The organism is Wolbachia endosymbiont of Rhagoletis cingulata, assembly GCF_048537655.1.
In the GTDB taxonomy this organism is placed as follows: domain Bacteria; phylum Pseudomonadota; class Alphaproteobacteria; order Rickettsiales; family Anaplasmataceae; genus Wolbachia; species Wolbachia pipientis.
In genome coordinates, this window is sequence record NZ_CP175927.1 from 1,309,965 (window position 1) to 1,329,693 (window position 19,729).

Consider the following 19,729-nt stretch of genomic DNA (forward strand, 5'->3'; position numbering starts at 1 on the left):
GATATAAGAGCAATTTTTACCGAAAAGGATGTCATCCCAGTGCTTGACTACTTGGATCCAGAAAACTTAACTGTAAATGAGCGCACTAGGCAATTGTATAACAAGAACTGGATTCCAGTGTCAGCTACTTGCATGACACTACCTGCTACGCAAACTTCTGTGGACTACAAAGAAAGTTCGTACAGTTGTAGGTCAAGCCATAGAGTAACAAAAAAAGGATATTGGTATAACAAAAGAGGAACATTATGATTTTATATCATTTTCCTCTTTGTCCATTTTCACGAAAAGTTAGAGCTTTTCTAAAAGAAAAAAAATTAGGCTGTGATCTAGTGTATGAAAATCCGTGGGAAAAGCGGAATGAATTTATGGAGATCAATCCAACCGGGCAAGTACCAGTGTTAATAGATAATAACTTTGTAATAGCGGATAGTAATGCCATTTGTGAATATATAGAAGAGACTTACAATAGCGACGTCAAATTACTTGGTTCATCCACTATTATTAAGTCTAAAATACGCGCTCTAATCAATTGGTTCGATAACAAATTTTACAATGAAGTTACTAAGTATATTATGAATGAAAAAGTAATTACTAACCGCAGCCCTGACTCTAGATTTCTTCATGCAGCTCAGCATAACCTGCCTTGCCATATGGAATACACCGAACACTTAATTAACAAGAACGTTTGGCTTGCAACTGATAAGTTCACTTTAGCTGATATTACTTTAGCATCGCATATTTCCGTAATGGATTATGTAAGTAGTTTTCCATGGGAAAAAAGTAAAATTTTAAAAGAATGGTACTCCATTGTTAAATCAAAGCCTTGTTTTCGTGAGATATTATTAGAGAGGATTTCTGGTTTAATCCCTCCTAAACATTATGCTGACCTTGATTTTTAACTTATGTTAGCTTTAAAGCTACAGTCATTCCTTCATCAGTTGGAATCAATATAGAGAAATATTTTTTTTCATCTGATAATCTATTATTAAACTCCCTCATGGCATGCCATGATTTTTCTGATACTTCTTTTGGAGGCGATTCTAAAAATACTGTGTTAAACAGTAGAGTGTTATCTGCAACGATTAGCCCATCTTGTTTAATGTATGACTCTGCCCAATCTAAATACTTAGGATAACTACTTTTGTCAGCATCAATAAATATCATGTCAAATGGTGCTTTTGCTGATAATTCATTAATTTTTTCCAGTGCATCGCCTTCTATTAGAGTAATTTTATCACTTAGATTAAAAGCACTAAAATTTTTTTTTGCTATTCTTGAGTGTTGAGGATTATTTTCTATTGTATATATATGACCGTCTTTTAGTAGAGCTTTTGCCATGCAAATCGACGAGTAACCGTATAACGTGCCAATCTCAACAATACTTTTGATTTTTTGGATTTTTATAAATAAACTTAATAGCTTTCCTTCTTCAGGGCCAATTTGAATATGTTGCTTTTTTTCAAGAATACAATATTCTTCTATTTTTTTATATTCTTTTGCAAATAGATTTCTTATGTATGACAATTTTATACTAAAATTATTACGCATATATTATAAATTAGGGAGACTTAATTCATACACAATTTATAAATATAATAATATAGTAATAATAAAAACATTTATTTTAAGTTATTATTTCATAGTATAAAATTTTAAGTGACAAAAATTATTATATATCGTACTATAGTTAACTAGTATAATAAACAGTCGATTATTATGCTAGAATTAAAGGGATTGTTTATGCGCATTTCTCTTTTTAAAATATAATTTTTATAATCAATTAGAGGGGGTTATATGTCTTATACTATTGCTGGTGAAGTTGAAACGTTAAACAAAAAATCTAACAAGAATGAAGGGGTTATGTTACTACATAATCCAGCTTATCGTGAAAAGTATAAAGAACGTTTTGATGAAGCTCAGAGAAAAGTTATGGATATGGTTCAGTTTTATGATGGGACAATAGTATTAATAGAGAATAAAATCGCTATGTATTACTACACTTGGCACAGTAAAAAAAGAGAGTTTGAGCGTAAAAAACAACAAACAGTAGTGAAAAACAATGACTCAGCATAGAGTCTTTTATATGGTAAGCTACAGTGGTATTACTTCACTATAGCTTTTCCATATAATTTATCTATCACATTAGTGAAATATTTCAGCTCTTTATACCCTCCATGTTTAACTTTATTATGCTCTATATATGATTTATCATCGTTAAGCTTGATGAAAAATATTGGAGTGGCTGTGATACCAAGTTTATTAATTGCCAGTGATTTATCATTTACGATTTTATCCATTATTTTCTTATCATTAATGCATTGGTTAAATGCATCTTGCTTTAAGTTGCTTAGTGCAGCAATTCTTTGTAGTAAAGTCAAATCACTTAAATTGTAGTAATTCCACGAATCTATTGAGTTAAAAACAGCTTTGTTAAAATTAAAGTAGTCTTCTTGTTTTTCGTAGCAATGACTTAGCATTGCAGCCTTTAGCCCTCTGTAATCCAAAGGAAAATGACGAAATATATATAACATCTTACCTGTGTCTATATATTTCTCTTTAATTTTAGGAAAAACATTCCTATGAAAAAGAGAGCAGTGATAACAAGTTAATGAAGCATATTCTATCATTAGAATTGGTGCTTTTGGATCTCCTAATAATTTATCATTAGGTAATGGCGATAATAGCTCATTTGATGTTATTTCATTGGGTTTTTTTTGAATGTATTGGTTATCGGATAAATCTTGCTTAACAACTGCATAAGAATTAACACTTATGAAAATTAATAAAAACAATAGTCTAAAAATCATTACAATATAAACACTTAACTTACTAAAAAAAATTATACATTTATATTAATAATGTCAAGATAACTTTTGTTTAGCAAGGCTTTCAGCCCTATCTTTAAATGCAGCAATTATTTTACTTTGTGTATACTTATATACTGAGTTTAATAAAGTGGAAAATGAGTTGGACTTAAACTTAAACTCTATATAAAACTTTACCATAGTTTTATTTTCATCTATGGGAATGAATTGCCATTCATTGTATAGATGTTTAAATATTCCATTTGATGATACAGCTTTTATCCAACCTTCATTTGTTCCACTTGGAGAAAGAGAAGTAACTTCTGATGTATATCTACCTTTAATTCCATGAAAAGCTGCGAGGAGATCCACAACCATTTGGTTGTTAATTTTTTCTTTTATATAAACGGCTTTGCACCAAGGAACAAAATCAGGATACCTTTCAACATCAATTACAATTTGGAATACTTCATTAGGCAAACATAGGAAAACACCCTGTTCTTTGTATTGATGAAGCATAAATGTTAAACCAATCAAAATAGGATCCGTATCTACCGTCAGCCTTAGTAGATTCCTGAGACTAAAGTTAAGGTGGGCATCGCGTATCAATTTCAACGAAATTAACAGAGGCAATTCCCTTGACTAGAAATTATCGCTCGGGAAATTTAACTTAACTCATAACGCATAGAACAGACCCTTAATTAATTGTAGATGATTTATACAAGGTGTGTCTATAGATATATTAAAGCTAGCGATTATTATTTAATCTTTATTAAACTTTGCATTCTAAGTATCATAGCTAATAAATATATCTTATGAACATTACTAAAGTTTTAACTATCATTGTTTTTATTGTAATTTCTTCAAGTGCTTACACTAATTGTACAGATCACAAAATTTTTGTGCATACTATGAAGCAACAAGTGGATGGTATATCTACAAAGGAGAATAAAAAAAACCGGGAATGTGTGCAAAAAAAGCTTCAGGAGGTCATTCAAAACAATGTTAACCTCAAAGGAATATCGCAATTCGTCATAGGAAAACATTGGGCTTTAGTTAAACAAAAAGAAGATTTTTTAAGAGAGTATGAAGTGTATCTTACGCGTTTGTGCGTTAAAATTTTATATAAATACATGCATGATAGTGAAATGATCATAATGAGTACAAAAGCAGTTGACGATGAAACTTGCTTAATTGGTACAAGATTTTCTTACGGTGATGAAGAATTTACAAATATTGATTTTAAAGTTACTAAAAATAACAGTTCTTTCTTGATAAGTGATGTTGTAATGAGTGGAATAAGTATTGCTATTAATCAACGTTATCAATTTAGTGAAAAAATCGACACGCATGGCATAGCAAGCGTTATAGCTGAATTAAAATGCAATAACAATCCATGATATATATGCCTCATTGGCCTAAGCCACTTGGTAGCAGGCCGAATGATTTTTCTCTTGATCGCATAAAAGGCTTTCTTAGCAAACTAGATAACCCCGAGAAAAAAGTGCCTCCCGTAATTCATATAGCTGGAACTAATGGGAAAGGCTCAACACTAGCATTTATAAGATATATAATGCAAGCAGCAGGGTATAAGGTACACGCATACACTTCTCCACATTTAGTGAGTTTTAATGAGAGGATAGTGATAGCCGGCAGCTATATCGACGATAATGAATTATATAGCTTATTAGAAGAATGTCGTGCAGTAATTGCAGAACAACCTATCACTCTGTTTGAAGCTGCAACTATTGCAGCTTTTTTAGCTTTTTCTCGTCATAAAGCCGATATAACTTTAGTTGAAGTGGGTATGGGTGGAAGGCTTGATGCAACAAATGTTATAGATAATCCGATTTTAACAATAATTACTTCCATTGCACTTGATCATACGGAATATCTTGGCCCTACTGTAGAAATTATAGCAGGTGAAAAGGCTGGAATAATGAAACCTAATGTTCCTTGCGTAATAGCACCGCAAGAAAAATCTATAGTGAACACGCTAGAACACCACGCAATAAATAAGAAATCTCCCTTGTATAGAGGAGGTCTTGAATGGAATTGCAAAAAAAAGAACAACAAAATGGTTTTTCAATCAGCTATTCAATCAATAGAATTTCCTTTGCCATCTTTAAAGGGTGATCATCAGGTGATTAATGCAGGCAATGCTATTGCAGCATGTAGTATTTTAAGTGGAAAGTATGAATTTGATATTGGAGAAGAGGATATCACTTCAGGTTTACAGTGCACTTATTGGCCTGCACGGCTAGAGTCTATAAAAGAAGGTAATTTAATTTTCCTACTACCGAAAGATTGGCAATTATTTTTAGATGGTGCACACAATAATGATGGTGCTAGAGTACTATCTCAGTGGGTAAAAGATAATTTTGCTGAAGGTATTTATATGGTTTTTGGTGTTACTAGTAACAGAAATGTGGAAGAGTTCTTAGAGCACTTAAAGCCATATATCAAGCTACTATGTGCGGTTTGTGTTAAGTCTGAACCTAAAGCAACAAATACAAATTTGATTAGGGAAAAAGCCAATAACATAGGAATAAAAGCAGTTGAATGTGAATCAATTGGCGATGCAATATCAAATCACATATTAAAAGCCTCTACCCAAAACGTCAAAACCATACTAATCTGTGGCTCATTGTTCCTAGCTAGAGACTTCGCTATGGAGAATAGCTAACTTTGATGATATTAACTGATCGATGGGGAAATAACTTTGATTGCTCATAGTACTGCTTGGCTTTTCGTTATCGACTTCTATAAACTGATCATCACCTTTAAATTGCTCCTCAATTGAATTTATAGCTGTCTTTTTGAGAATATAATTACTTGCAGCATTTAAAATAGGTGAAGTAACAATTAAAAGCGTGAATGGTAATGAAAGTAATAAGCCGGATAACATCATAGAGTTAGTTATACCAAAGCCGTTGGCAACTAAATCTAATCCCATACCGAAAAACATTAAAGATGTACAGATTGTGTTGCTCAAAATAACTGAATTTTTTAGCCACTTTAATTTAGTCCTATCACTCTTTGAAAAATTTTCGCATTCTTGGTCAAAGTTAAACAATAATAAAATATTAGTCTGATGATTAAACTCTTTCCCATTTCTAGTATAAATGCTCTTAACAGCTAGATTTAAAATAGATCCTGCTAACAAGGGAGCAAGAAAATCTACTGCTATTGGTACATTAGAAGAAATACCATTAATTATTAAAAATGCAATTGATGTGAAGGATACTAAAAGAACTCCTAAGAGATTTGAATAAGAAGAATATTTTACATAAGCAGTTACATTATTGTTAATTGACTGCTGCTTATTATAGAGTTTATTTCTGCACTTATCATCTAAGTATTTTTGCAATTCTTCATAACTGCGACTCCACAACTTACCGCGTAATTCTTTTATTAAATTATTTCTTTTATTGAGACCTTTCTCCAATGGCTCTATTATAAATTCTTCAAAAAATGGCTTATTTAATGCAATAACCTTAAATTTCTCCTCCGCTTCTTTATTGTTTGGGTTTTTATCTGAGTGATATTTTAACGATAATTTACGGTATTGTTGACTAAGCTTTTTCTTAATATTCTTAATGTCAGAATTTACCACATCCTCCTTTTGAATATTAAATGTTAAAAACAACTGCTTTAAAGCGTGGTACTCATTTTCATTCAAAACATTTCTAGCCACATTACACCTACAAATTAACTAACTATTAATGTTCTATAATATACATATTTCCAAACTATGTCAATTATTTCATAAATATCTTTGGTAAAAATTATTTCTGTTATGACTAGCATGATAAGTGTATGAAGCGACTAAAATTGTCATTACAGCGCTTAGTGTACGACAGTGCTCCAACATTTAGGGTTGCAGTTTTCATGGCAGATCTGAGTAGCTGACCCATCTAAGAGGTGTCATTCAAGTAGCTGACACTGGAATGGCTTTGTTGCATCGCACCTTATACGGTAGTAATTTACAATAAATTCATGTAGCCATTTCGAATTTAGTCATTTCAGTGTTGGCTACTTGGATGACACCACCTGCTATGCTGCAAATTGCAACGTTCGTACACTAAAGTATAGTGTGTTACTAACGAAGGCAAACAAATATCTGCTTTATGAAAACGTTAATATTTTTCATTGAAATAATACATAAATACTAGAAAAACCTTGGCAGGTTATTCGCGTTTGATTATCATAGAGAATTATATAAATTAATAAATGATCTATGGCAAGTAACCCAGAAGAAAGAAATAGTGATAAACAAAAAGCGCTAGATAACGCAATAAGCCAGATTGAAAAAGCATTCGGTAAAGGTGCAATAATGAAGTTGAAGCAAAACCCTGTAGAAAAAATAGACACAATATCCACAGGATCAATTGCGCTTGATTCGGCTCTAGGTGTTGGAGGTCTGCCAAAAGGGCGTATAATTGAAATATTTGGCCCCGAGAGTTCTGGTAAAACCACTCTTGCCTTGCACGTGATTGCTGAAGCACAAAAAAAAGGAGGATCATGCGCATTTATCGATGCAGAACATGCATTGGATGTCTTATATGCTCGTAAACTTGGGGTAAGCACTGATGATTTAGTGATTTCACAACCAGACACTGGAGAGCAGGCGTTGCATATTGTTGAGTATTTAGTGTGTTCTGGTGCGGTTGATGTGATAGTTATTGACTCTGTCGCAGCATTAACTCCAAGAGCTGAAATTGAAGGTGATATGGGTGATCAACATATGGGGCTGCAAGCAAGGCTTCTAAGTCATGGGCTACGGAAACTAACCTCTGCCGTTTCAAAAGCGAACTGTATATTGATATTTATTAATCAAATTCGTATGAAAATAGGAGTAGTGTATGGAAATCCTGAAACTACCACGGGTGGAAATGCATTAAAATTCTATACTTCTGTAAGGCTTGATATAAGAAAAGTTGGTGTAATAAAAGACAAAGAAAATATTACAGGTAATGAAACAAGAGTTAAAGTTGTAAAAAATAAAGTTGCTCCTCCATTTAGAGAAGCGAAATTTGATATAATGTACAATGAAGGTATATCAAAACTCGGAGAAATAATAGATATGGGAGCAAAGCTTGGTGTGCTTGAAAAAGCAGGCGCTTACTATTCATATAACAACACACGTCTTGGGCAAGGAAGAGAGAATGTAAAAACTTACCTAAAAACAAACAAAGAAGTCGCAAATGAAATAGAAACGAAAATCAGAGATTTACTCAGAAATCATGATAATTCTATCATAATAGACGAGGATAGTGAGCAACTTTTAGAAGAATCAGTTTTCTGATCTAAACTTAGGCATTAGATTTTGTGTTGGACGGGTTGTTACAGTATGACGGTAATTCTATGTGCTAATATAACAATCTGTAATGTTACCTTGTATCAAAAAGACTTTGCTGAAGCAGTTAAAAAAAGCTTTTCATGAGAAATTATAAATGATAAATTGTTAACAATAGGTTATTGTTAATAAGATTATGTGTTTTGGTTTACCTAATATACACAGGGAAGGTTATTCATTTATAGTAGTTTCCTTTATAGTAACGTGTATAGCATTCTCTATATCTTGGGGGTTTGGCGTTACGTGCTTGTTTCCGACATTATTGTGTACTTATTTCTTTCGTGATCCAGCAAGAGCTGTGCCAAACAATAAGAATCTTATATTAAGTCCTGCTGATGGTGTGATTTCAAAAATTGAAGAAGTTAATTATCCTTTATCAGCAGAAAACGGAGAGGAGAAGAAGTTTACGCTTGTTAGCATATTTTTAAGTGTTTTGAACGTCCATGTGAACCGTATACCAATATCTGGTACGATAAAGGAAATGAGTTATAAAAAAGGCAAGTTTGTATCCGCAATGAGCAATAGGTCTAGTAATGAAAATGAAAAGCAGGTTATTGTAATTGAATACGAAAAGGGGAAAGAAATTATTGTGGAGCAAATAGCTGGATTAATTGCACGTCGTATCGTTTGTAATTTAGGAATATCCCAGAACGTAAAAGCAGGTGAAAGGTTTGGAATTATAAGGTTTGGCAGTAGAGTGAATATCTATGTTCCTGCTGATACAGAAGTCAGAGTTTCAGAAGGGCAAACTGTTATTGGTGGTGAAACAATTATAGCAAACTTAAATAAGGAAAACGTTCAAGAGAAGCTTACTTTTGACGTTATATGAATAACGAGGGAAGTAACAGTAGATTCTTACCTATTACTAAATTATTCCCAAACTTTATAACTTTATTGGGTTTATGTTCTGGTCTCACTTCACTTAAATTTACATTTAATGAACAATGGGAATTCTCAGTAATTTTTATCATCATTGCAGCAATAATAGATGGAATGGATGGCAGAATAGCTAGAATTCTAAAATCAACTAGCGATTTTGGAGCCCAGCTTGATTCTTTTGCAGATTTTCTAAATTTTGGTGCAGCGCCTGCATTTCTTTTGTATTTTTGGAAGCTAAACGAAATCAAAGTCATAGGTTGGATTTTAGTAATGATATACGTAATCTGCATATCAATAAGACTTGCAAGATTTAATGTTTCGCTACACTCAGAACAACCATACTGGGAAAAATTTTTCTTTTCTGGTGTTCCAGCTCCAGTGTGTGCTTTACTTTCTTTGTTACCAATAATTATTACCTTTCAATCTCATGAGAGTGAATACTTACTTCTCATAGAGCGATTTTTTAACACAAGAAACGTAGCTTGTTACTTTCTGGCCATTTCATTTTTTTCGATAAGTCACATTCCAACTTTCTCTGCAAAATATATTTATATTCCCAAAAGCCTATCCTATATATTTGTGTCATTTTTTGGAGTACTTATTGTATTTTTCATCAGTAAGCCCTGGATGACTCTACCAATTTTAGGTATAGTGTATACACTTACTATTCCAATAAGCATCGGGTTTTACATATATTTTACATATAAAACTCGTTAGCTAACAAAAAATAGAAAACTGCATGATTTTGAAGATAAGTGAACTATTAAATTCATTTCTGTATATAAAGATATTCAACATTCCATTTATAATTATTTGGGTAATTGCAACTGGAATCTTTTGTACTGCCCAGTTCAAATTCATTAACTTTAGGTTACTTAAATATGGAATACAGACGCTATTCAATCTAAAGTGTAATAACAGCAACAATGGCATAATCACTCATATTCAAGCGTTTGCAACAGTAATTTCAGGAACAGTTGGTCTTGGAACAATATCAGGAGTTGCAATAGCTATCACAATAGGGGGCCCAAGTGCAGTTTTTTGGATGGTAATTACCGGAATACTTGGTATGTCGATAAAGTTTGCCGAGGTGGTGCTTGCATTTACTTATCGCTCTGAAAATACAACTGGCGGGGCTTTTTATTACATGAAGTACGGGCTTGCAAAAATTGGATTTGCAAAAACTGGTAGATTTCTTGCCTTCACTTATGCGATTATGCTACTTATTGCAATGATTTTGGGCGGTATACCATTTCAAGCAAATCAAATAGCAGCACTATCAAATAACCTCCTAGAATACAACGCATCCATTATTATATCCCTGCTTGTCTTTATTGTAATATTGGGAGGAATAAAGCGCATTGCTTTCGTTTCAACGAGCTTAGCACCAATTATGATAGTGCTATATGTGGGTATGTGTATATATTTAATTTATGTAAACGGAAGTAATTTGCTGAATGCTCTATCCATAATATTCCAAGATATCTTCAATAAATCAGCTATAGGAAGCGGAGTATTGAGCGGATTAATAGCCGGAGTGAGAAGATCAGTGTTTGCTAACGAAGCAGGTACCGGAACAGCAGCTATAGCACATTCAGCTGTAAAAGAAGAAGATCCAATTAAAGTTGGGTGCGTTGCAATGATTGCACCACTTATAGACACAATATTAATCTCATTTTTGACTGGTATTGTGATAATTATCACTGGTATGCATAGCACTGATAACGTGGGTGATATTACACTAATTAGTTCGATATTTTCAACAGCTTTGCCCTTGTTCAGCAAGTTAGTTTTTCCGCTAATGATGTTTTCCTTTGCATTTTCCACAATAATAGCTTATTGTTACTACTGTGAAGTTGCTTTGCTGTATTTATTTGGTAGTAAAAAAATACTGATACCGTTCCAAATTCTTATAGTGGTTTCAGTGTATATCAGCTGTATGTCAAAGAATATAGAATTTATATCTTATCTAGGTGACAGTTTGTTTATGTGCCTTATGATTCCAAATGCTGTTGCAATATATCTACTAAGAAGGGAAGTTTTGAATACAATAGATTCTTATTACAATTCTAAAGGGTATTAACATGATTTATAGATTGCTTTGTATGGTATTATTTTGCCTATTGTTTAATGATGTGTACGCTGCTTCAGGTTTTTACGAAAGTTATGACGCTGTGTTGAATGGAATAAATAACTTCATGAATGAAGTACTGTTTTTCAAGATCCTTTACGTGCCATTTATAATCCTTCTACTAGTTTTTGGTTATGTGTTTCTAACATTACGTTTTGGATTTCTCAACATAAGAATGTTTAAGCATGCGTTTGCTATTTTATGTGGAAAATATGACACGAATCACCATGATGGTCATATTACGCATTTTCAGGCATTTATGACTGCACTTTCAAGCACAGTAGGCCTTGGAACTGTTGCTGGAGTCGCAATTGCAGTTTCAATGGGTGGACCAGGAGCGGTGCCTTGGATGATGATTACAGGTTTTTTTGGTATGTCAGCAAAATTTGCTGAGGTAACGTTGGCGTTTAGACATAGAACAGAAGATCAGGACCAATTGTTTAGTGGTCCCTTTCAGTATATAAGGAATGGTCTGGAGGAATTTGGATTTAAAAAACTTGGTATTGTGCTGGCTGCCATGTATGCAGTATTCTTTGTATTATCAGGTCTTGGTGGAAGTGTAGCGTTTCAAACCAACCAAATGGTTTCAATATTATCTGGCTATTCAAGTTGGGTAGATGGTCACTCTTGGTTTCTTTCTTCCATAATTTCTGCGCTGCTTGCTCTAGTGATTATTGGCGGAATTAAAAGGATAGCTAGAGTATCTTCTGCAATAGTGCCTATTATGTCACTTATATATATCTTGAGTTGTATTATTATTATTGCATTTAATATTCATAACCTTGGTTATACGTTGAAAATATTATTTTCCACTATGATAGATTTCAATGCTGTTGGCGGAGGGATGGTAGGAGCATTTGTTGCTGGAATTCAAAGGGCAATCTTTGCCAGCGAAGCAGGTGTTGGTTCTGCTTCAATTACTCATGCAACAACTAAAGATGAAGAACCAGTAAGAACTGGACTAGTCGCTATGATAGAACCATGCTTTGACACAATGTTAATTTGCTGTTTAACAGGAATAACAATAGTAATAACAGGTGCATACCAAACAGGTGTTGGTGAGGGAATATTAATTACTCACAAAGCATTTGAGACAGTTTCTCCATGGTTTCCTATCCTTCTAACAGTAGCTGCTCCTTTGTTTGCATTTTCTTCAGTAATTTCGTTTGTATATTGTTGTGAAATGGGGTGGCTATATTTATTCGGTGCAAAAAGTATAGTGATATACCGCATAGCGGTAATAATTGTGGCGTTTTTCTCTGGTCTTTCTAAAGATATAATGGCTATTGCCAATATCGGTGGAACTTTATTCTCTTGTTTAGCTCTCATCAACATGACAGCGCTTATACTGTTTAGTAATCAGATTAACGATGAAGTTCAGTGCTACCTAAAAAGGCTGAGGAATAATAAAATTAATTAGGTTCTTGGTATAATGGAAAAGTATGTAGTCCTTATACTGTCCTACATACTCGGTTCAATACCGTTTAGCTTAATCATTACAAGAATAAAAGGGATAAACTTAAGAGAAGTAGGTTCAGGAAACATTGGTGCTACAAACGTTGCAAGGACGGGAAATAAATTTCTTGCTGCTTTGGCATTATTTCTGGATTCCTTTAAGGGATTTATTGCCGTTTATATAGCACAACAATTTTGTGATAATAACGATTTTTATATATATGTATCTGCAATTTTAGCAGTTTTAGGACACATGTTTCCTATTTGGCTAAAATTCAGTGGAGGAAAGGGCGTTGCAACCACTCTAGGGATACTGATAGCATTTAACATCGATATTACTTTAGTATTCGTAATAATTTGGATAATAGTCTTTCTTGCCTTTAGATACTCTTCCCTTGCTTCACTCAGTGCTACTTCAACGGCTGTAGCATGGTCCTTTTTTTTTCAGAGGAATTTGTTCTTAACATTACTAATTATAGGAGCACTGGTCTTCCTAAAACACCACAGAAATATTGTGAATCTTCTGCAAGGTAAAGAGTATAAATTTTATAGATAATGTACTGCCAAATTATTGACACTTAAACTACGAGACAAATTGCTTGACGGTATGATTTTGTCCTCTTTGTTTAAGTCTATGATTTTTGCTTTTGTTATATTCTCTACTTCTTGAGGTGTTAAAAGACCATCTTCAATGAATTCCTTTTTTGTTTCTCTTATTTTTTCATAAAGTTGAGTAACGTGATCTTTATTTCCTTCATATACACTTTCAATTTCTAACTCTAGCTTATGTGAAGCTCCTTTTTTTAACATTTCATCCATTGCTGCTTTTGTTACTTTTAACCTTTCTTGCAAAATTTTCGTTATTTTTACTGAGTTCTACATATACCCTATAACATCTTTTTTCTCTTGGGAGCATTCTTAACCCATCTAACATGCTAATTATCTGACCTTCAATAGTCTTCTCAGCCTTTAATTTAAATTCTGCTACTTCTTCTTCTATTATCTTATTAGCTATTCTCTTAGCTCCATCCAAAGATGAATCCTTGAGAGAAAAATCTGTCTCGAGTAGATCTCGATTTAATAGCTCTAAGAATACTTTTTTTCCGATGTTTTCGAGTAAACTTTCTTGGTCATCTAAATCATGCTTCCTGCAGTTTATTTCTCATGTGCTGAACCAGCTCACAACATTGTAATTTATTTAACTTTATAGAGCTAATATTTTTCATTAACGTCAGCACAATTTGTTCACTATACTGAGAAGTAATACTCAATAATTTTCTCATTAAAGGAATACTTACTTCTGAAATAAAATCATCAACTATTTTTTGACTTTCATCGTCTTCATAACCATTTTGAACGTCATACCAAGCCTTAAGAATTTCTTTATTGTTTTTCTTGTTTTTTAACCTGTCTAACATAAACTCACGTGCTTTATTTTGTGCTTCTGAGAGCAACATTTCCCTTGGGGGAGTAAATCTAATTTCTGGATCAGGATGAATACCCTCTAGCGTGCTTAACATTCTATAGATAATACCGGTGAAGCAAGTGTTAGGAATTCGCTCTTTTCTAGAGAAAGTTTGGCTATCAATTAAATTAGAAATCAATGCATCCTTTTTACTCTTAACGGCTTCTCCGTCTCCATCATTGCAAGCCCTTAAAACTAAAAGCAGAACCTGCCCACCTGTAAAGCCGGAGCTATGCTTTTGATCATCTTTGCAAAAGTCATCTAAAAATGCAATTACTCTTCCTTTATCCTCATCACTAAACTCATATGAATTGTTTATATATCCAATGAATTGAATATATTCATCATTTTTGATTACGTCTTCAGGTACTTGTTCACTATACTTACCTTTTAATTTATCAATATTTTTAATGATATCATCATTTAATTGATGGGGCAGTAAATGTTCAAGCTTAACATCAAAACTATTAACCATACCACGTAAATTCTCTTTTATACCTTCCAAAAAGAAATTTATAGAAGCTTTAAGCAGCGTAAATGGGTTAAAATCTTTTGGCCTTAGTTCACTCTGCAATAAAATTAATAGCATTGTAAGTGGTATAGTTCCCAGTAACGAAATAAGCAAGAAAGTGGTAGTGAAAGTTAGATATGTTATGAAAGCAGAAAACAAGAGGAAGGCTGCTACCTTGATTGTATTGTTTTTAAAAAATATTTCCCAATATTCCCTTTTGCTCATTTTTTGCTGTTTTGCCGTTTTTATTTCTTTGTAGATATAAAGAGTTTTAATTTCAGACCTGAAGAACATAGTACCAAGAGAAAAAAGAACATTAACAGGATTAGTGATAATGCTTAACGAGACAAAAGCTCCAAAGTAGCTAACAAATTTTAGCTTACTAGAATCCTTTGAAGGAAATTGTATTTGAGAAATACCTATCATAGCTTACCTTCAACATCATTACACTCTAGTAATAGCATAATAATTTAAAACGTCAATGTTTAAGTATCTTATTATCCGCACACTCATCGTATTCGATCTCGACTGTAGAGTGTGCTATCTCGAACTTATCTAGCAATATTTTTTTTATTTCATATAAAACATTGGTGTGCTGCACATTTTGCTTTATTTTAGCATGCATGGTAATTATAAAATAATTATCAGACAGCGACCATGTATGTATGTGGTGCACATCTATCACTTCAGGTAATTCTGATGTGATCTTACTTTTTATCTCTTCAGCAGATATACCCTCAGGCGTACCTTCAAGGAGTATATGGCAAGAATTTTTGAGAATTTTATAGCCGCTATTTAGAATTATCACACTAACAAATACTGATAAGATTGGATCTACTATTTGCCATCCAGTAAGCATGATAATTATAGATGCAAGTATAGCAGCTACAGAACCTAAAATATCTCCTATAACGTGTAGTACAGCACTTTTTATGTTTATATTGCTCTCGCATTTACTATGTAATATAAAAAAGACTATTATGTTAGAGACAAGACCGAGTGTAGCAATTATTAACATTACTTTCCACTCAACATTGACTGGAAAAATAAACCTCTTTATTGACTCAATTATAATGATTACTGCAATGAGGAATAGAGTTAAACCATTAACAAATGCTGCAATTATCTGCAACCGATGATATCCGTATGATCTCTGCAAATCGGATTTCTTAGCTGAAAACCTATGTGCTAACCAGCTTAAAACCAAGGCAAAGAGGTCAGTGAGCATATGCCCTGCATCTGATAATAGAGCAAGCGAATGTGAAATTATTCCACCTACTATTTCCATAAACATTGTTATCGCAACTATTATTATGGAATAGATTAAGCGCTTGGACTGCGCTGCTGAGTGTTTACCGTTATGCACTGCTGTCATATAAAATCTTTTCATAAACAAAAACGTGGGTAACACTGGGTTCGAACCAGCGACCGCTTGCACGTCAAGCAAGTGCTCTACCAACTGAGCTAATTACCCATCGTGGTTTTAGTATAGTGCTTTGGTGGAATGAAAGTCAATAAACCACTTTGCTTTTGTCCTTGTCCAATGTGATTCCGGAATATAGCTGTATAGAATTTCAGCCATATTCTAAATTTTACATATTAAGTTAACTATCTATACTTTATTTATTAAGATATAAATTATATTAATACAGGGATTTACGTTTTTTTTAGGGAAATTACTTTATGCTTGATATTGAAAGATCAGCAAATTAGAGGTTAAAATTATGACAATTAGTCAACAAGTAAATAAAAATATAACTAAAGCAGAATATTTCAACAATAACGGCAAAGGGTTTAATTCGCCACATGTTATAGAAGTTGAAGATTTAAATATTAAAGTAGAGGTTTATTCTCACAATTTAAGAGCAAGTAAAGTTGCTAACATTGAAAGTGAGATAAGAGAAACAGCTACTAATTTTAAAAACGCATTCGAGTTAGAACGCGGCAGTTCAGAACAAACATTTAAAATTTACATGTTTGATGACAAGGATGATTACACTCACCTTGGCGGAAGCGAGCGTTTCGGTTCTTACCTTGGAGACGAAGGTGGTAAATGTTACTACAAAGGGAAAGCTGACGTTTTTGCTGAAATGTACGTCTACCAGCAAGGTGGCATTCATAACCTTCAGCATGAATTTGCACATGGTTTAACTTACTTGGCTACAGGAGGCAAATCTTTACCTACAGTATTAATGGAAGGAATTGCAGACTACTTTGAGCATCATTCAGATCATAAATTCAATTCTCAAGGATCAAGTATCGACAAAACTGAAGCTGCAAATTTGGATTTAGATAAAATTTTAAGTTTAGAATACTCAAAGGACAGCGAAGCAAATAGCTTGGTTTATAAAACAGGTCATGCGTTGATAATGTACTTACAGGAAAAAGATCCTAGTTTATTAAGAGACTACCTAGATGCTTTACGTCAAGGTAACTCAGATGAGTCAAAAAGTTTCTTGAAAGACATAAAAGGACACGATACTGACTTCAAAAGTTGGCTTGCTGAGAATGATACAGAAACTGCAATGGAACATCTCAACGCTTTGCAAGTTACAAAAGGAGATTTCATAGCAATTGGTCAAGAAATAGTGGGTGGAGAAATTAAAAACGTATCCTACTATAAAGCAAATATAGAAAAAATGGATGGAGAAAACGTTGGAAGTTTTTCTCCTGTAGAACACGTTGCATTTTATGATGTTGCTCGTGCTATAAATAGGGCAACAAATGATACACTTGATATATCAAAGGAATATCATTTCCTCAAGGTAGTAAAAACTTCCGATGGACAGGATAAACTAACTTACTCTGACCAACAAGGTAATGAGTACCGAAACAGTCTAGAGTATAAAAATCAGGCTTTTAGAATGCTATCAAAGTATGATGAAAATTTAAAGAAAGCTTATGATGATGCATTAAAAAATCTGGATGAGCAGAGGCAAATGGAATATCCCAAGATAAATAAAGAATATAGCGAAGGGAAGATTTCTTACGAAGAGTATTCAGACAAATATTATTCAATTCCCTCCAAATATGAGGAATTAAAAAGTACCTTACTTGATAAAACCATAAACACTGGCTTAGAACAAGTAAAAGCGACTAAGAACATCGACGTAGAAAAGATGTTAGGAGAGATGATCAACATCGATTCAAACTTGATAAGAGGTACAAATCATATTGATCTACAAGAAGGTAAGATTTTTTCTATGCAAGCTCATGGTCAAGGAGATATGGGTGCACTGTCTATATATGACGGAAATACAAAGCTTGGAGAATTATTGAGCGAATCAGGATTTTTTAAGCAAGTTGAAGGCCAAACTAAAGAAACTTTCGTTTTTGAGGATATATTGCACAACTTAAATGTTTCATACGAAGGCGGTGCTTACATGGCAGTTACAAAAGAAAATGGTCATTATAAAGCTTCCCTAATAGATGGCAGAACAGTTGAACGCGATGAATACTTTGATGAAGCGCATTTACATGAAAATGAATTGTTGCATCCTAGCACTGGACACATCCAAAAAGATTTAGATTCTCTGCTTCTTAGAGGTACCAAAATTTTGAATCATCAGGATTCAGAACATGCACAATATTCTGATGAGCAAAAGGCAAATGGAGTAATCGTGGAAAAAGGAAAATTACTGGATAATAAGGGAACAGATAGGACAGACGATGATGTATATGAAGCTGTCGTAAAGCAAGGAGACGAGCGCTTACATGAATTTAAAAATATGGGCTTTTATATTACCGAGAAAGGTGATCTATTTATTCATGACCATGGAGCAAACGTAAGGTTTCAACTACCACAAAGTATTACTCACCTAAAATTAGTGGAAAAAGATGGAGCATATAAGCTTGTTCCGGTGACGAAAGATGGGAATGAACATCCAGTAGGTATGCCAAATATATCAGACGAATATAGATATATAGATCCAATATTTGCACATGAATATGAAAAGAGAGATTATTCCCATAAACATGTAAATGTGGGCCTTATAAACTTAGAGAAATATGGCTCTGGCAAACTTTTTGCTATAAAGTACGACCCAAATGATTATCACATACAAAGAAACTCCAGCGGTGAAATAGTTAGAATAAAAGATCAAACATATTTCACTAAAGTAAAATTGTTTGATGGTGATGAAGAAATTGGAATGTTGTCTAATAACTTTCACAATTTCAAAGGGAAAATATTCTTTTCTGCTGACTACAACTACAGTTATAACGATTTCCTAGCATCTGTTTCTCCTCAAGTTGAAATTGAAGATATGGGAAATGGAAGTAAAAAAATAACTTTTGATCAAGGCAGTGGCGATATCGGTGATACTAATAGAGGCTACACGGACTATCAGAGAATATTTACAAAAGAGAAACAAACCGAAAGTCCAAAAGGGCAAGTAAGTGAAACTAAGACAGAAGTTCATAGTACTACTAATGTTGTTGCACAAGCTGCTGAAGAGAAAACTGCATCAAACGACAATAGTGAAATGCAGTCTGATCAGCCACAAATTCCAACAAGGGCAAAAAGGTCAGCTTCAGTGGAGGAGAAAGAGCAAGAACAGGTAGTATTAAAAGACACAATTCTCAAAATAGAAAAGAGCTACGAGCAGGACTCAGAAGGGAAGCATAAGGCAAATGTAACGATAAATTATAATGATGTGAAAGCCTTGTATGATAGAGCGGAAGGAGCAGAAAAGCAATCTGTGTTAGATTTTTGGAACAAACTGCACACATCAGATTATAAGGTTGGTGCTTTGCCGGAAGACAAATACTATTTTGAAAAAGGCAAATTCGTAATCCACGATAGTGGCACAAAGAAGCTTATAGTGTTACCTGAAGATAAGGTGTCCATCAAGATAATGAAGGATGGTGATAGTTATAGTTTAGCTATATCAAGTGGTAATGGCAAAGTAATAAACAGCATTAGTAAAATAGATAATCCAAATTACGAATTGCTGTCAGATTCAAGTCATTTCAATTCAGGGGAGCAAGATAATATTGTATTATCAGATCAACATCACGAATATAATCTTTATCTAGAGAATGGTTTTGTGAAAATGTTCGATTGCGCAAGCGATCACATTTATCACGACCACAACTCGGCCTATATCTAATACATACAAGGAGG

General features: G+C 33.4%; 16 protein-coding genes, 1 tRNA gene, 1 other RNA gene and 2 pseudogenes. 12 read left to right on the top strand and 8 right to left on the bottom strand.

Going from position 1 to position 19,729, the window contains the following annotated elements; translation table 11 throughout:
- Nucleotides 1–21: 21 nt before the first annotated feature.
- Nucleotides 22–138, top strand: a pseudogene (locus tag ACJZL3_RS05985) (WPE palindromic element domain-containing protein); the annotation flags it as partial.
- Nucleotides 139–245: 107 nt separating this feature from the next.
- Entirely contained in the window at nucleotides 246–899 is a 654-nt protein-coding gene (locus ACJZL3_RS05990; protein ID WP_010081992.1) for a glutathione S-transferase family protein, read from the top strand.
- A gap of 1 nt (nucleotide 900) precedes the next feature.
- On the opposite strand, the gene ACJZL3_RS05995 is transcribed toward ACJZL3_RS05990, so the two are convergent.
- Nucleotides 901–1,548 (bottom strand): O-methyltransferase, encoded by a 648-nt coding sequence (locus ACJZL3_RS05995; RefSeq protein ID WP_010081993.1) that lies wholly within the window; start codon nucleotides 1,546–1,548, stop codon nucleotides 901–903.
- 246 nt (nucleotides 1,549–1,794) lie between these two features.
- Here ACJZL3_RS05995 and ACJZL3_RS06000 point away from each other — a divergent pair, with 246 nt between their 5' ends.
- A complete protein-coding gene (locus tag ACJZL3_RS06000; protein WP_006279425.1) occupies nucleotides 1,795–2,073 on the top strand; it encodes a DUF2671 domain-containing protein in 279 nt (92 codons plus the stop codon).
- Nucleotides 2,074–2,102: 29 nt separating this feature from the next.
- On the opposite strand, the gene ACJZL3_RS06005 is transcribed toward ACJZL3_RS06000, so the two are convergent.
- The 3 genes from ACJZL3_RS06005 to ssrS form a co-directional block, all read right to left on the bottom strand.
- Nucleotides 2,103–2,807, bottom strand: a complete 705-nt coding sequence (locus ACJZL3_RS06005) for a DsbA family protein (RefSeq protein WP_038199341.1) — start codon at nucleotides 2,805–2,807, stop codon at nucleotides 2,103–2,105.
- Nucleotides 2,808–2,861: 54 nt separating this feature from the next.
- Nucleotides 2,862–3,323: a type II toxin-antitoxin system RatA family toxin gene (locus ACJZL3_RS06010; protein WP_010963012.1), complete on the bottom strand. Its 462-nt coding sequence runs from the start codon at nucleotides 3,321–3,323 to the stop codon at nucleotides 2,862–2,864.
- A 19-nt stretch (nucleotides 3,324–3,342) separates the two neighbouring features.
- A non-coding RNA gene (ssrS, locus tag ACJZL3_RS06015) (6S RNA) lies at nucleotides 3,343–3,503 on the bottom strand.
- Between the two features lie 116 nt (nucleotides 3,504–3,619).
- On the opposite strand from ssrS, the gene ACJZL3_RS06020 reads away from it, so the two are divergent.
- Both ACJZL3_RS06020 and ACJZL3_RS06025 read left to right on the top strand, forming a co-directional pair.
- Nucleotides 3,620–4,204: an ABC transporter substrate-binding protein gene (locus ACJZL3_RS06020; protein WP_317050406.1), complete on the top strand. Its 585-nt coding sequence runs from the start codon at nucleotides 3,620–3,622 to the stop codon at nucleotides 4,202–4,204.
- A complete protein-coding gene (locus ACJZL3_RS06025; RefSeq protein WP_022626401.1) occupies nucleotides 4,201–5,490 on the top strand; it encodes a bifunctional folylpolyglutamate synthase/dihydrofolate synthase in 1,290 nt (429 codons plus the stop codon). The genes ACJZL3_RS06020 and ACJZL3_RS06025 overlap by 4 nt, the downstream gene beginning before the upstream one ends.
- Here ACJZL3_RS06025 and ACJZL3_RS06030 read toward each other — a convergent pair.
- Nucleotides 5,458–6,420, bottom strand: coding sequence for a J domain-containing protein (locus ACJZL3_RS06030; protein ID WP_010963009.1), 963 nt, complete (start codon nucleotides 6,418–6,420; stop codon nucleotides 5,458–5,460). The two genes, ACJZL3_RS06025 and ACJZL3_RS06030, sit on opposite strands and share 33 nt — an antisense overlap.
- 624 nt (nucleotides 6,421–7,044) lie before the next feature.
- Here ACJZL3_RS06030 and recA point away from each other — a divergent pair.
- From recA to plsY, 6 genes are all read left to right on the top strand, one after another.
- On the top strand, nucleotides 7,045–8,112 hold the full coding sequence (gene recA, locus ACJZL3_RS06035) for a recombinase RecA (RefSeq protein ID WP_010963008.1): 1,068 nt from the start codon (nucleotides 7,045–7,047) through the stop codon (nucleotides 8,110–8,112).
- Nucleotides 8,113–8,299: 187 nt separating this feature from the next.
- Nucleotides 8,300–8,992 carry a phosphatidylserine decarboxylase gene (locus ACJZL3_RS06040; RefSeq protein WP_419198730.1) on the top strand — a complete coding sequence of 231 codons (693 nt, stop codon included), beginning with the start codon at nucleotides 8,300–8,302 and terminating at the stop codon, nucleotides 8,990–8,992.
- Complete coding sequence (locus ACJZL3_RS06045; protein ID WP_010963007.1) at nucleotides 8,989–9,759, top strand: CDP-alcohol phosphatidyltransferase family protein; 771 nt, start codon at nucleotides 8,989–8,991, stop codon at nucleotides 9,757–9,759. Before ACJZL3_RS06040 ends, ACJZL3_RS06045 begins: the two co-directional genes overlap by 4 nt.
- A 22-nt stretch (nucleotides 9,760–9,781) precedes the next feature.
- The gene (locus tag ACJZL3_RS06050; protein ID WP_038199325.1) at nucleotides 9,782–11,125 is read left to right on the top strand and encodes an alanine/glycine:cation symporter family protein; all 1,344 of its coding nucleotides are present in this window, start codon (nucleotides 9,782–9,784) and stop codon (nucleotides 11,123–11,125) included.
- 1 nt (nucleotide 11,126) lies between these two features.
- Nucleotides 11,127–12,593, top strand: a complete 1,467-nt coding sequence (locus ACJZL3_RS06055; protein WP_419198731.1) for an alanine/glycine:cation symporter family protein — start codon at nucleotides 11,127–11,129, stop codon at nucleotides 12,591–12,593.
- Nucleotides 12,594–12,605: 12 nt separating this feature from the next.
- Nucleotides 12,606–13,184, top strand: a complete 579-nt coding sequence (gene plsY / locus ACJZL3_RS06060; protein ID WP_010963004.1) for a glycerol-3-phosphate 1-O-acyltransferase PlsY — start codon at nucleotides 12,606–12,608, stop codon at nucleotides 13,182–13,184.
- On the opposite strand, the pseudogene ACJZL3_RS06065 reads toward plsY, so the two are convergent.
- The 3 genes and pseudogenes from ACJZL3_RS06065 to ACJZL3_RS06075 form a co-directional block, all read right to left on the bottom strand.
- A pseudogene (locus ACJZL3_RS06065) lies at nucleotides 13,175–15,030 on the bottom strand (hypothetical protein). The gene plsY and the pseudogene ACJZL3_RS06065 sit on opposite strands and share 10 nt — an antisense overlap.
- A 52-nt stretch (nucleotides 15,031–15,082) precedes the next feature.
- The gene (locus ACJZL3_RS06070; protein ID WP_006280506.1) at nucleotides 15,083–15,979 is read right to left on the bottom strand and encodes a cation diffusion facilitator family transporter; all 897 of its coding nucleotides are present in this window, start codon (nucleotides 15,977–15,979) and stop codon (nucleotides 15,083–15,085) included.
- 26 nt (nucleotides 15,980–16,005) lie between these two features.
- Nucleotides 16,006–16,078 (bottom strand) — tRNA-Val (locus tag ACJZL3_RS06075).
- A gap of 250 nt (nucleotides 16,079–16,328) precedes the next feature.
- On the opposite strand from ACJZL3_RS06075, the gene ACJZL3_RS06080 reads away from it, so the two are divergent.
- Nucleotides 16,329–19,715, top strand: a complete 3,387-nt coding sequence (locus ACJZL3_RS06080; protein WP_264374274.1) for a peptidase M2 — start codon at nucleotides 16,329–16,331, stop codon at nucleotides 19,713–19,715.
- Nucleotides 19,716–19,729: the final 14 nt, after the last annotated feature.